The sequence below is a fragment of the Spirosoma taeanense genome (assembly GCF_013127955.1).
GTDB classification, from domain to species: domain Bacteria; phylum Bacteroidota; class Bacteroidia; order Cytophagales; family Spirosomataceae; genus Spirosoma; species Spirosoma taeanense.
Genome location: NZ_CP053435.1, coordinates 4,228,172 through 4,241,878, shown reverse-complemented (window position 1 = coordinate 4,241,878; position 13,707 = coordinate 4,228,172). Strand labels below are relative to the sequence as shown.

General features: G+C 54.4%; 13 protein-coding genes. 1 reads left to right on the top strand and 12 read right to left on the bottom strand.

Going from position 1 to position 13,707, the window contains the following annotated elements; all coding sequences use genetic code 11:
- Window positions 1–37 precede the first annotated feature (37 nt).
- The 12 genes from HNV11_RS17765 to HNV11_RS24100 all read right to left on the bottom strand — a co-directional run bounded on the left by HNV11_RS17765 (window position 38) and on the right by HNV11_RS24100 (window position 12,219).
- On the bottom strand, window positions 38–1,531 hold the full coding sequence (locus HNV11_RS17765) for a lipopolysaccharide biosynthesis protein (RefSeq protein WP_171740937.1): 1,494 nt from the start codon (window positions 1,529–1,531) through the stop codon (window positions 38–40).
- Between the two features lie 74 nt (window positions 1,532–1,605).
- Entirely contained in the window at window positions 1,606–2,661 is a 1,056-nt protein-coding gene (gene pseI / locus HNV11_RS17760) for a pseudaminic acid synthase (protein ID WP_171740936.1), read from the bottom strand.
- A 75-nt stretch (window positions 2,662–2,736) separates the two neighbouring features.
- Window positions 2,737–3,228, bottom strand: a complete 492-nt coding sequence (locus HNV11_RS17755; protein ID WP_171740935.1) for a GNAT family N-acetyltransferase — start codon at window positions 3,226–3,228, stop codon at window positions 2,737–2,739.
- Complete coding sequence (pseG, locus tag HNV11_RS17750; RefSeq protein ID WP_171740934.1) at window positions 3,219–4,250, bottom strand: UDP-2,4-diacetamido-2,4,6-trideoxy-beta-L-altropyranose hydrolase; 1,032 nt, start codon at window positions 4,248–4,250, stop codon at window positions 3,219–3,221. Before pseG ends, HNV11_RS17755 begins: the two co-directional genes overlap by 10 nt.
- Window positions 4,247–4,957, bottom strand: a complete 711-nt coding sequence (gene pseF / locus HNV11_RS17745) for a pseudaminic acid cytidylyltransferase (protein ID WP_171740933.1) — start codon at window positions 4,955–4,957, stop codon at window positions 4,247–4,249. Before pseF ends, pseG begins: the two co-directional genes overlap by 4 nt.
- Window positions 4,954–6,627 carry a hypothetical protein gene (locus tag HNV11_RS17740; RefSeq protein ID WP_240163539.1) on the bottom strand — a complete coding sequence of 558 codons (1,674 nt, stop codon included), beginning with the start codon at window positions 6,625–6,627 and terminating at the stop codon, window positions 4,954–4,956. Before HNV11_RS17740 ends, pseF begins: the two co-directional genes overlap by 4 nt.
- 9 nt (window positions 6,628–6,636) lie before the next feature.
- Entirely contained in the window at window positions 6,637–7,812 is a 1,176-nt protein-coding gene (pseC, locus tag HNV11_RS17735) for a UDP-4-amino-4,6-dideoxy-N-acetyl-beta-L-altrosamine transaminase (RefSeq protein ID WP_171740932.1), read from the bottom strand.
- 79 nt (window positions 7,813–7,891) lie between these two features.
- A complete protein-coding gene (pseB, locus tag HNV11_RS17730) occupies window positions 7,892–8,908 on the bottom strand; it encodes a UDP-N-acetylglucosamine 4,6-dehydratase (inverting) (RefSeq protein WP_171740931.1) in 1,017 nt (338 codons plus the stop codon).
- Window positions 8,909–8,952: 44 nt separating this feature from the next.
- Complete coding sequence (locus HNV11_RS17725; protein WP_171740930.1) at window positions 8,953–9,855, bottom strand: hypothetical protein; 903 nt, start codon at window positions 9,853–9,855, stop codon at window positions 8,953–8,955.
- Window positions 9,856–9,937: 82 nt separating this feature from the next.
- A complete protein-coding gene (locus HNV11_RS17720) occupies window positions 9,938–10,888 on the bottom strand; it encodes a GNAT family N-acetyltransferase (RefSeq protein ID WP_171740929.1) in 951 nt (316 codons plus the stop codon).
- Between the two features lie 251 nt (window positions 10,889–11,139).
- A complete protein-coding gene (locus HNV11_RS17715) occupies window positions 11,140–12,024 on the bottom strand; it encodes a Ppx/GppA phosphatase family protein (protein ID WP_171740928.1) in 885 nt (294 codons plus the stop codon).
- 72 nt (window positions 12,025–12,096) lie between these two features.
- Window positions 12,097–12,219: a hypothetical protein gene (locus tag HNV11_RS24100; RefSeq protein ID WP_262889949.1), complete on the bottom strand. Its 123-nt coding sequence runs from the start codon at window positions 12,217–12,219 to the stop codon at window positions 12,097–12,099.
- 94 nt (window positions 12,220–12,313) lie between these two features.
- Here HNV11_RS24100 and HNV11_RS17710 point away from each other — a divergent pair, with 94 nt between their 5' ends.
- Entirely contained in the window at window positions 12,314–13,621 is a 1,308-nt protein-coding gene (locus tag HNV11_RS17710) for a hypothetical protein (RefSeq protein WP_171740927.1), read from the top strand.
- Window positions 13,622–13,707 lie beyond the last annotated feature (86 nt).

Below are 13,707 nucleotides of genomic sequence, written 5' to 3'. Positions count from 1 at the left end.
CTCTTTACCGTTAGACCCTGCCAACAGCAGGGCAAAATCAAAAAAGCCGCTTCCGTAACCCCTCTACGGTCTGGTTAATATCCGGCGACAGTCTGAGCGCCAGCACCAGTCCGCCGAATAAACCTGTTATTAGAGCTGACCGCCAGGCCAGGTCCAGCAGCGTGCGCCACACTGGGCTATCCGGCCCGGGATACGGTGCCTGAACGGCCAGCCACCAGACGCCGGCCGCCAGCACTACGACGGTCGCGTTCCGCCACGTAAAGGGCTGCATCCCAAAGTTCAACCCGACGAACAGCGTTCGGGAAAAATTATACAGAAACGTAGCGAGGGCTGCGCCGATGGCGGCTCCAGTAATCCCAAAACGCGGGATCAGGTATTGATTGGCCGCAATCGTAATAAAAATAAGGGCAACAAAAAACAGCGAATCATAAGCGTAGTACCGGGAGGTGCTCAGAATGATCCCATTAATGCCCGTGGCCATGTCAATCAATTTGCCCAGGCCCAGCCATAAAATCACGTAATAACCGGCTTCGTAACCGGCCGGTAAAAACCGAAACACATTAGGTAGATTTGCGGCTACGCCCACGAACACCAGACAACCCGCAATCAACTGATTTAGACAGCTCTTGCGGTAAATAGTTGCGATATTTTTTAAATCGTTCGATTTCCATGACTCGGCAATGAGCGTTCCGGCGACTTTATACAGGGCCGTTGCGGGCAGGGCAATGACCGTCGCAAAATAGGAGGCAATGCTGTAAACGCCCGTATCGGCCAGGCCCTGCGCGTTGTTAATCATCACCTTGTCGATGGTCAGAATCACCTGCGACGAAAGCGCGGTTGTCAGCGTCAGCGCTGCGTAGCGGGCCAGATTCCGTCGTAATTCGGGGCTGACAGATACGTACTGGCGGCTGAAAAACAGAGCTTTGTCGCGCGCGACGCTCAGAATCATCAGAACGGTTTGTAGGAAAAAGGCCAGCAGCCAGACACCCAGAAACTGCGGGAACGTAACCCAGCCCAGCCAGTAAAGAACTCCCGCCAGCAGAATCAGCACGCGCTGGAGGAACTGCTGCAGGATGGTCCCCGTAACGGGGTCGTAGAGCAGGCGTGCGTAATTGTCGAACACCATGAACACGACCGTAAACAGCGTGAGCGGAATGAGTAGGTAGTAATACTGAACAAACAGGGGCGAGTCGGCCTGGTTCATGTCAACCACCAGCGGGCGGGCCAGCCACAGGCCCAGCACGCACAGGCTGAAGCCAATGAGCGTAGTCAGGCTCGCAATGCGCAGGTAGCCGTTGTGCTGCCGGGTGGCGTCGCGGAAGTATGGAAAATAACGCCCACCCGCGCTATTAAGACCCAGGTTGGAAGCCTGCGCCAGCACCTGCGCCAGCGCAATCAGGAGAGTCAGTAAGCCCACCTGATCCTTGCTGAACAGATTTGGAAAGAAAATTCCCTGCGTTAGAAAGCCAACGGCCACGCCCGCGTAGGCGTAAATCGAACTCTGAATGGTTTGCCGTTTGATGATACCCATGCGGTCGGTTTACGGGATTCGGTTTGTCGGGCGATGCCTGACCGTTGCGCCAGTCAGGCGTCTGTTTCCGTAAACTACTTGATCAGGTTCCACTGCAGCGGGGTGCCGGCCGTGATGTCTGCGAGGGCTGTTTGGCCCAGAATGTCGTCGTAATAGCGGGTGTGCAGACCATTGGCCGGACGAATGCTCCGAACGTTCTCGGACGTAAAGGGCTGCCCGGCTTTTACGTCCTGAACTACGTATAGCGACCGCTTAAACTGCAGGCTGTTGCATTCTTTGGGGGTGAGCGTGTAGTTGACCTGCCCCATGGCCAGATGCGCCCGCTCGGTTTCGATAACGAGGTTTTTCAGCTCGTCCGGCTCCAGCGAAAAGGCCGAATCGACCCCGCCATCGGCCCGGCGTAAGGTAACGTGCTTTTCGAGGACGACCGCGCCCAGGGCCACCGCAGCGACGGCCGCGCCAATGCCCATGGTGTGGTCAGATAGCCCGACCGGTACGTCGAATAACTGCCGCATGTGCGGAATAGTGAGCAGGTTCGTGCTTTCGGGCGTAGCGGGGTAGGTACTCGTGCATTTGAGCAGCACCAGATCTTTACAGCCGTGCTGGCGCAGCACCTTCACCGACTCGTCGAGGTCGGCCACCGAGGCCACGCCCGTGCTCATGATGACCGGCTTGCCCGTCCGGGCTACCTTCTTGAGCAGGATATGATCCGTGTTCTCGAACGACGCAATCTTGTAGAGCGGCACATCGAGCGATTCGAGAAAATCAACGGCCGTTGTGTCGAAGGGGGAGCTAAATGCAATCATGCCGCGCTTTTTCGCGTGCTCGAAAATAGGCTTGTGCCACTCCCAGGGGGTATAGGCTTCTGCGTAGAGCTTGTACAGATTCTTATCGGCCCAGAGGGATTTGGCATCGCGGATATAAAACTCCTCCGACTGGCCGTTGAACGTAATCGTATCGGGCGTGTAGGTCTGGAGTTTGAGCGCGTGAGCACCGGCATCGGCGACGGCGTCTACAATTTCCAGCGCCCGGTCGAGCGATTGATTATGATTCCCCGACATCTCGGCGATGACGAACGGACGGTGCGCCGGGCTGATGAGGTGATTGGCAACCTGTATGGGTTGATGCATATCTTCGGTAATGGATGACGGTCAGGTTACTGGTGATGGTACTGGCTCTCCGGAGAAAGACAACAATACGCAACCTCAGCCTTCAGCCGTCAGACTGTTTGTAAACAACAAACTTGGCACCCCAAATTTATCGCTTTCGCCCGACAAACGGAAACCAGCCCGCTCGAAGGCCCGCACCGACGCCTGGTTCTCTGGTTTGATGTAGGCATGAATCGTAACGGCGCCCCACTGCTTTCGGCAAACCGCGCAGCCCTGTTTAATCAGTTGATGGGCGAGGCCCTTACCCCGCTGCCGGGCATCTACCGACAGACCAATGATGATTTCGTCGGGCATATCGGCTACCGGCTTTCGCTCGAAACGCACCTGCCCGACCGGATCGCCCGTTTCGTCCATAAATACCAGCAGCAGCGCGTCGGCGTCAATGAGTTTGCGGGTGAACCAGGCCGTATGCGTCTCCAGCGAAATTGCGTCGGAATTGAACGACTGTTGCCGGGTATCGGGGTCGTTCGCCCAATCAAAGTATAGACGAGCGTCGGCGGGCTGGGCTTTGCGAAAGGTTAAGGGCATAAGGAGTCAAATAAAGCCTGAAACCGCTCCGGCGAACGACCGTCAAAGTACCGACGCTGACAGGCCAGCGAGTCGGCTACGGTATCGGGCGAAAACTGAAACGACTGGATGGCAAACCGAAGGGCAGTTTCCAGATTTAGTGAAGGCGTCTGCCGACTGAGTAAGGCTGGAAAATTAACGGACAAGGCCAGTTTTTCATCGGACAAAAATTTTGCCAGCCGCGTCTGATTATCGGCCGTAACAATCGCGATCAGTGGCCGGTTAACGGCGCAGACTTCGTAGGCAATCGTACTACAGGCCGTAATGGCTAGCCGACACCGGGTTAATTCGGCTACCATCTGATCCGCGTCGAGGTTTTGCAGTATCGTCAGATGGGGCAGCTGGCTACGGAACGCTTCGACCGACGCTCGGTCCGGATGGAAGGGCCCCAGAACGATTCGGACGGGCAGCGTGGCGTCCGTCTGCCGAATGGCTTCGAGTACAGACAGCGAGAGATTTTTTGGATCGGCTCCGCCCAGACTGACGAAAATCGGCCCATCCGAGGAGGGCGATCCGAATCCCTCCGGACTGAAAAACTCCGGTCGAAGCAGGGCATAATGCGGTCCCAGACAAAACTGCGTGTCGGGTTCCGCATCGTAATCCGTCGGTGAGACGCCCCCCGCGTGATTGATTACTACATCGGCTACCTGATGGCCAGTCAGCAAATCGTCAATGAACACCAGTGTTTTAGCCTTAGTGCGAATGGCCTGCTGGAAGGACTCGGTAAAGACATACCCATCGAGCACAACCAGATCGCCTGGCTGGATTTGCTCTAAAAAAGTCTGTTCAGCATCAGCGGCTGGTAAGGAAATAACCGTCAGACCCGCCCTCTCAAGAAGCTGAGCGACTTCCGGCGTTGGATCCGTGATGGCAAACTGCCTGGACCAGGTCTCATTCAGCATTCGGGCCAGCGCCAGACAGCGCATGACGTGGCCTAATCCAATTTGAGCGTTTCCATCGGCGCGAAAGATGACTGACTTCATAAGGGATTTTGCCCGTTCTCGAGCGGATTCAGCAACTGGTATTTAAACTCGGCAATTTGCCAGTCTTCTTCATTGTCAATATCGTGCGCGGCCATTTCGGAGATAACAATCCCGCCCGAATTGTCGGTGATCAGTTGGTTGTCGGCCTTAAAAGCGTTGACCCGAAGAAAGTAAAACTGGCCGGCGTCGTGGTAGGCCGGCTCCAGATCCTGCGACCGGGTGAGGGCATATTCGGGTTGGAACCACTGCACGCGCTGCTCGCGCAGCAGAATAGCCCGCTGAATAGGAAAGCTGAACCGCTGCACCGGATATACAGTATCGAACCCGCGTTCGATGAGCGACGAAAAGGCTTCCTGAAGCAATGTAGCCGACACAAAGGGCGCCGTTGGATATAAACAACAGGCATATTCATACGTCTTCCCCAAGGTGGCATATTGCTCCAGAACCTCCCGAATAACATCGGCGGTGGTGGCATAATCATCGGCGGTCAGCGCCCGGCGCATAAAAGGTACCATCGCACCGTATTGTCGGGCAATAGTGGCTATCTCTTCGTCATCCGTCGAAACCATGACGTCGTCGAACAGGCCGGACTGCGTAGCCGCATCAATGACGTAAGCCAGAATAGGCTTTCCCAGAAACGGCCGGATGTTCTTGCGCGGAATTCGTTTGCTGCCGCCCCGCGCGGTAATGATCGCTACGTTGCTCATAATTCCTGAAATGCCGTTTTAGTACCTGACCGAACCAGCAGGCCGATTCGACTGGAGGTTCCAGCTATGGACGCCGGGATAATGGCCGTAAAGCCGGTGTCTTTATCATTCAGCGAATCTTCGTTGTCGAGCCGCTGGTGAAAAAGCGTTGAGAAAAAACGCCACTGACCCGATGGCAGCAACACTCCTACGAACGTATCGTTGAAATTTGCTTTCTGACCCGCGATCTTGGCAAAGCCCGACACGACCAGAAAATCGCCGTCGCGCCGACGCAGATCTATCTGATATGTAACGCGGTCGGCGGTAGCGGCTGGAGTTGGTAACGTCACCTCATGCGAGACCAGTTGCGCTACTGTCAGCGGCTGGGGCTGAAAGATACCGGCTTTTTTCAGTTGACTTAACTGCTGGGCGGGCTCATAAATAGGGCTGCATCCCCGAATAATCCCGTATCGTTCCCAGAGCAGCTGATCGGTCTGTTTCAACTCCCGAAACCGGACGATCTTTGAGAAATACGTTACGTTTGAAACCACGCAGATGCCCATTGCGCCAGCCAGCGCCAGCGCCGAAAACCAGCGCCCGGCCCGTGACGATTTTTGGCGAATAACGTCGGCCAGCGTCATATACGTAACGGCCATCAGCAGCGCCGTGACTTGTTTGTACCGCGACGCAAAGACAACATCGACCGAGTTATGAATGCGGTTAACCGCCAGCATCAGGCCCGTTAGCTGAAGAAAAACCAGCATCCAGAACAGGGTCGGGTTACGTCGGTCGTACCGGGTTACGAGCAGATACGCCGTCCAGCCGATGGTCGCCCAGCCAGCTACCTGCGGCAGCCAGCTCACCGCAGGGTGGTAGAACATTGCCCCCAGAAACGCCGTATCCAGCGCCAGTAAGTGCGCAAACGTTGCGGGTGCCAGGAGGTCGGCCAGCGATACCTTAGACGGGTTGCTATAGCCGGAAAAATACAGGCCATAGGCCAGCACCAGCACCAGCAGCGTGCACACCGCCCACCGCCAGTTTTGATTGAGGGCGAATCCGGCCAGCAGCAAGGGCAAAACCAGAATTCCGTTACCGTTTGTCAGCAGGGCCGCTACCGCAACGAATAAGGCCCAGCCCGCCTGCTTCCGGCTGACCAGCCAGAAAGCCAGCAGCGTCCAGGTCGGTGACCACAGGTTCGACAGAGCGGCCATTGCCCAGAAGGTGTTATTCCAGTACTGGAACTGAAAGAGCAAAAAAAGAACCGGCAGAAACGTAATCAGATTCCGACTCGAATAGGCGCTGTCTATAAAACGATCCCCTAGTGGCTGAATATGGGCCCGCCAAAACAAGATGGCGATGAGCAGCAGCGGTACGTTACCCAGGTATTGCAGGAACGAAAAATTGACCTGCCCCGACAGCGCGTAAGCGAATGCCACGACTGCCTTGACCCACACCACCCGGTGAAAGTTGTTCTGTTCCAGCAACAGCCGCCATTGCTCACCCACTGACGCATCCGGCAACTGATTCAGGAAGTCCACCAGCACGGGGTAGTCGTCCATGTATGGCATATCGTAGGCAAACCAGCCGAGCACGGCGAAATAATACCCCACCGGCAGGGCCGCTACCAGCAGCCAGAGCCACCGCTGACCGGTTCCGGGTTTCGTTGTCGGCAAAGAAACCGTTGCTTGCATAGCTACTGGTTAGCTGTTGATAAACGTCCGGACCGCAGCGATTACGTAGTCCTGTTCCTCGTCGGTCAGCGTGGGGTACATGGGCAGGCTCAGGCAGCGGGCATAGTACCGTTCGGCATTTGGAAAGTCACCCGGTTTCCAGCCGAATTGCCGGTAGTAGGGCATCAGATGCACGGGAATGTAGTGGACCTGCGCCATGATCTGTTTCGTCCGCAGAAAATCATACAGCTCTTTCCGACTATCGACCTGAATAACGTAAAGGTGATAGGCATGATCAACGCCGGGGGGCGGCACGATAATCGTGACGGGCGTATCAACAAAAGCCTCATCGTACCGGCGGGCGATAGCCTGGCGCCGGTCGAGCATGGCCTCAACGCGCTGGAGCTGGCTGGTGCCTAGTGCGGCCTGAAAATCGGTCAGGCGGTAGTTATAGCCCAGTTCCTGAAGTTCCATATACCAGCCGCCCCGCTCCGGGTCGCCGGGTTGATACTCGGTCAGGTCGCCGGGTTTGCTGGTAATGCCGTGTGTACGGAGCCGCAGCAGGTGCTTATATAAAGCCTCATCGTTAGTCGTGATCATGCCGCCTTCGCCGGCTGCGATATGCTTGACGGGGTGGAAGCTAAAAATCGCCAGATCGGCCAATGAACCGTCACCACAGCGGTGAACCGTCCCCGTCGAATCGGTAAATGAGCCGCCGGGCGCGTGACAGGCGTCTTCTAGCACCCAGAGGCCATGCTCGTCGGCCAGTTGCCGGAAGGCCGCCAGATCGACCGGGTAACCGGCAAAATCAACCGGAATGATCCCGGAGAAATAACCTTTGGGATGTTGTTCCAGCAAAGCCCGCATGGCGTTGATGTCCAGCAGGGCGGTTTCAGGGTCAATGTCGGCAAAATACACCTCGCCCCCGCAGTAGCGAACGCAGTTGGCCGAGGCCGAGAACGTAATGGGGGTAGTGATCACCCGCGTTCCGCTGGTAACGCCGAGAGCCATACAGCACAGGTGCAGCGCGGCCGTGCCGTTGGCTACGGCTACGGCGTACTGACAGCCGATATAATCGGCAAAGGCCGACTCAAACGTGCCGATATGCGGCCCCTGCGTTAAAAACGGACCACGCAGCACGTCGGTGACAGCCGCAATGTCTTCGTCCGTAATATGCTGCCGGCCGTAGGGGATGGGTTGGTTCATACGCGTACGCCGGACCGCAGACCAGCGCAGAAATTCAGATTAATAAAACGCACCGGAAACCGGTCCGGTGCTCTATCAGCTATACCGTAAACGATGGGTCAACGTGTTCCCGAATCTGCTCCCGCAGCTGTTCTACGTTGAGCCAGTCGGTGTTCGTACCCGAGTTGTATTTGAAGCCCATCTCGACCAGCCGCCCATTGAACGCCCTGATATAATCGTCCATACTCCAGATCGGCGTTGCGGGCGTAATGACGTAATACTTATCCGTTTCAATAGTATTGAGCGAGTCGGTTTCGGTGATCATCTCCTCGTGGAGTTTCTCCCCCGGCCGAATACCGACCAGCTTCTGCTCGCAGTTCGGTCCAATGGCGGTTGCTACGTCGGTGATGCGGTAGGAAGGAATTTTCGGAACGAAAATCTCGCCACCCCAGGCGTGCTCCAGTGCGTAGAGTACCATCTCGACTCCTTCTTCGAGCGAAATGTTGAAGCGGGTCATGTCGGGGTGCGTAATGGGCAGAACGCCGTCTTTCCGCTTGTCCAGAAAGAACGGCACCACCGAGCCGCGCGAACCGATTACGTTGCCGTAACGCACGACCGAGAACCGCAGATCGCGGCTGCCTTTCATATTGTTAGCCGCCACAAACAGCTTGTCGGAGCAGAGTTTAGTGGCGCCATAGAGATTGATGGGAGCCGCAGCCTTATCGGTCGAGAGAGCGACTACGCGTTGCACACCGTTATCCAGGGCCGCGTTGATTACGTTCTCTGCACCAAAGACATTGGTCTTGATGCACTCCATCGGGTTGTATTCGGCGGCCGGAACCTGCTTCAGGGCAGCCGCGTGGATAATGATGTCCACGCCCTCGCAGGCCCGTTTGAGCCGCTCGGCATCCCGCACGTCGCCAATAAAAAACCGGATGGATTTATATGTTGACGACGGGTAGTGCTGGCTCATTTCAAACTGCTTCAGCTCGTCGCGCGAATAGATAACCAGCCGTTTGAGGTTCGGATACCGCTTATACACCATCTCGACAAACTTCTTGCCGAACGAGCCGGTGCCGCCCGTAATCAGAATAGACTTATTTGTTAAATCAAGCATAATCGTAGAGAAAACATGAGCCGTGAAAGCGCTGCGAAATAGGTTTATTGGCTTACCGGCTTTTTAACGGAGACGCGCTCGAAGGCGTCAATGTAACTTTTTGCGCTGGCGTTCAGAATCGTAACGCCCCGGTAATTGGCATAGTCGCGCAGCACTTCATACCCCAGGAAAGCCTTGTGTAACGACAAAAACTGAGCGGACATTGAAAAAGTGCGCTGCCGGTGCGCATCCATATACACGGGCTGGTGCGTTACGTCTTTCGGTTTATCGTAAAAATGAATCTGTTTAATCAGCAGCTGGTTCTGATCGTTCAGGCGAATCTGTTCGTGCCAGGATGTATCCGCGCCGAACAGATAGATGGTCTCGAACCTACGGTTGACCATCAGCGTCAGCGCGGCAATGATGACGGTTTGTGCCCGGGGCATGCCGAACCCATTCGCATACAGCCAGTAAGCCAGCCAGCGAAAGCCCGAAACTACAGTGTAGTTGAAATATACGACCTTAATTTGCGGATTACCCTGTTCAATGAGGCCCAGCAGATACGAGTTTTTGGCGAAGTGCGGCACGTAAAGCGTCATGGGCCAGTTCACCCGCTCTAAAAAGATGGCCAGCGTCCGGCGAATGTCGTCGCGGTCGGTGGTCTGTTCGGTAAAGACAAAATAATTCGGGTCGGAGATGACGTAGTTCTGGGGGCGCAGTTCCAGAAACACGTCGGCATGGGCGAAGTTGTTTACGCACACAACCTCTGTCTGCCGGATAAAATCGAGGTGGTCGGTCAGGGATTCATTCAGCGAAGGGCCATTACCCAGCACCGAGCAGACTGGTCGCTGCCGGGGCGGTAGCCGGGTTCTGTGACGCGCCCGCAGCACCACTTTTACCAGCGAGAGCAGGGACGTAAACAGCTCACTCAGAAAATTACTAACCGAATTAAAACCAGCTTCAAGCATGCGGTCGGCACCCAGCAGGGTTCCCTTTTTTCTACAAAATAACGAAAAAAACAGGAGAACGGTGCAGGCGGGGTGGTCTGACCTACAAGGCTTTCTCGAAGACCAGTTTAGGCGACGATTGCGCACCTAACTTTTGCTTGAAGCGCATCAAACTCGGCTTGGGCTGTCGGTTGGCATCGAGCGACACGCCCAGGTCGAGCAGCCGGATACGCTGGCGCTGGCAATAGCCAAACAGGCCGTCGGTCAGCATGACCATCGGACTGAAACGATGATAATCCGGTCGTGACGCGGGCATAAAATTATATAGAATGTCCGCCCGCACCCGGACGGCCACTGTCAGCGCAGCCCGAATATCGCCATCACTCACGACAAAGACCGGAAACTGCTCCGGAAATTCCTGTAATAAGCTAACCAGCCGGTCGGGACAGATCGTGAGCAGATACCCCTGCTGTTGGCGGGTTTCCTGCAGGAACGTAACGACCTCCTGCGGGTTCGGACGTTGCCAGTGCTCGAACTGGAATCCTGCCTGTCGGCACTTCCGGAGCCGCCGACGTTGGGATGGGGCAATACTGCTTTCAAACGAATGGTTGGCAACTGACAGAAAGAAATTCTGGTCGGCCGCAACCAGTTGATAGCCCTGTTCAATCAGTTTGTCGGTTAGCCGATCGGCCTGTTTGGGCGCGTAACAGTGGGGGTAGTTGACCAGTCGCAGCGTCGGCGCACCAGCTGATTGAGCGGCTTCGGTCAGCGATCGAAGAAACTCGTCGAGGATTGGATCGGGGAGGCTGTCGGCGAACTCGATCGAGCCAAACGGAGCCGCTGCCGGGCTGACCGCCCGGTGGGGTTGTAAAAAAAAGGCGCAGCGGGCTTCGGCCTGGCGAGTCGATTGATTCAGGGCCGTCAGTAAATGAAAGGCTCCGTTGCTCTGCTGCTGTAAATGATCACCTTCGTTAAAAAAGAACCCCTGTTGGCAAAAGTCAGGAATGGCGTGATAGGGCGGATTTTGCTGCCGCTGAATCGTATAGTTTATCATGGAGTTACGGTGCCCGTATCCGTCAGCCTATGAAGTATACAGGAATAATTAAAATAGGAGATTAGTAGACATTATTGGTTATAATGTATCTACTTAATGTAATTAGAGACTCGGAATAAGTGGAGAAGTAACAGTAGATTTTAATATTTAACCTGCGATCAGTAAGGTTTAAATGAGCAGTTGGGTAGGAATGCAAAAAGCTACCCCGGTGGAGTAGCTTTTTAAGGAAAATAGTATGGCTTACTAGGCAATCACCCGCGCTTTTTGCGGCTCAGGTGCGAATAGACCAGCTGGATAATGCCATCCTTCAGGCCCAGGTCCGGAACAATAATCTGATTGGCCCCGGCCCATTTCATGACCGAAATATAGATGCTGGCAGCCGGTACAATCACATCGGCGCGGTCGGCGTTCAGGCGAAGTTTATTGATACGATCTTCCTGACTGAATCCGGCAATATAATCGCGGATGCGCTCGATCTCGGTTACCGTGGTTGATGAGTCGTCGATTTTAGACGCCAGATTAAACAGCTTGCTGATGTTACCGCCCGTGCCGACGGCTATAATCTCTTCCGACGGGTCGACGTTGTCTTCAACCCAGTCTTCCATTTTACGCCAGCCGCCTTTTATCTCTTTGCCTTCCAGCAAACGGACCGACCCAATCTTAAACGATTTGGAATTGACCTTCTGCCGGTTTTTGTACAGGTTCAGCTCAGTGCTGCCTCCACCCACGTCGATGTGTAGAAACTGCCGGTCGTCGAGGGCCTGCACAACAACATTATTGATGAGTTCGGCTTCTTTCTGACCGTCGATGATATGAATTCTGATTCCCGTTGCGGCTTCGATGCGTCGGGCTACGTCCTGCCCGTTGGCCGATTCGCGCATGGCGGAGGTAGCGCAGGCCATGTAATCTTCAACCTCATGCAATTCCATAAGTAGTTTATAGACTTGCATGAGTTTAGTAGTTCGGGCCTCACTCTCGGCCGTGAGTTCACCAAAATTGAATACGTCGTGGCCCAGCCGAAGCGGAAACCGAACGTATTCGACGCGTTTAAAGCTGACGATGCCGTCGTTATGCAAAATCGTCGAAATTTGCAGACGGGCTGCGTTGGAACCGATGTCAATAGCTGCCAGTTTCAATAGCTGCGAGTGCCAGTATGGCTTTATGAACGGGCCAAAGATAGTTTCTTTGCCTTTATGCGTTGAAGATTTTTATGATCGGTAACTATACGTAATGCCTATATCGGATACGTAAATAGGGTTTTTGTCGTTCTGCAATCGGCGGAGTAAGGGCTTTCGAACCGTCTTCTGCCAGATGAACCAGCGTAGTTTCATTGTTAAAACAGGCTTTTTGTTTAGGTATGCATGACATGAGAAGTGGAAAAAAGAATCTGTACACTTCGGCCTGCTTTATGTTGAATAACATTTAATGAAGTCTTTACCGGGGTTTTATCGCTTCTTTTACTGGGCTATCACGTTGCCTGTTTTAGGAGCGCTGCCAGTGCTGGCAATTGATGCATTGTTAAGTCCGGATTCTGGTTCAGGGTCCGGCAACAACGGAGTTCAGATTCTGATTTATGCCGTTACGGGTATCATTGTCGTCAGTATCCTCATTTACCTGCTGCTCTACGGCAAAACCTGGATTAAAAACACGGTTCTCTCGCTGGTTGTCTTCCTGATCTCCTGGCTGCTGCTGGAGTTTGTGTGCGGTCTTGTGCTGCGCTGGAAAGAAAAAACGCCAGCGGCTACCGTCAGGAGCAATTCCATTAAAAACAATACTGACCCGGCAAAGCCCAATACGCTCAGCCTGATCCGGAATGACCAGCTCGGATTCAGTCGCCCGAGTCCGGGTCAGTATGAAGTAGTGTATTCTATTACGAAGCACAAGACCATGAATGGTAAGTCGGTTTCGGAAGCCAGCACGATTCCGGTCGAATACCACATCGATAATTTGTCCCGGCGCGTTACGCCTTTCGACAGCAGCCGGGCCGTTGGCAAGTACGCCCTGTTTCTGGGCTGCTCGTTTACGTATGGCGAGTCGGTGTCGGATACGAGTACGATTCCTTATTTTTTTGGAAAGCATACCGGTTACCGACCGTATAACTATGGCGTGTCGGGCCACTCGCCCGCTCATATGCTGGGGATTCTGCAAACGGTAAACCTCCGGAAACAGGTCGCCGAGAAAAACGGCATTGCGGTGTATACGTTCATTGAGGACCATCTGGCGCGGGCAATCCCGAGCACAAAGTGGGCGTATAATGCCCAGGGGTATCTGCCCTGGGTGAACCCGGCTACTGGCGTTGTTGAAGGCTCTTATGCGCAGAAGCACCCGGTTCGCCTGAAGCTGATCCGGCTGATGTACAGGAGTAACATTGTGAACCTGTTTAAAATCAACTTTCCCAAGCGGTACAGCACCGAGCAGTATCAGCGGTTCGTGAACATGGTTAAGAAGTCGAAAGAACTGTACAGCAGGCAGTTCGGCAACGACAATTTCTACGTAGTTGTCTTTCCGCTTTATCCCATGGATCCCGAACTGCGTCGTTTGTTTGAGGAGGCAGACCTGAAGGTGCTGGATTATTCGCGGCTATTATCCTGGGCAACGGCTTACGACGGCATGCATCCGGATGCCGAAGCCTACGAACTTGTCAGTCAGCAGTTAGCCAAAGATCTTCATATGCGTAGTGATAAATTCGGAAACGACCGTTCGATAAATTCAGCGGTAAGCGCTGCACGGTGAAGGCCGTAAAAGCTGTCTGGCTTAATGATCAGAACTTTATTTGCGATTCCGTTTTCAGGCTTGTGCTCTGGAATATATTCATGAAC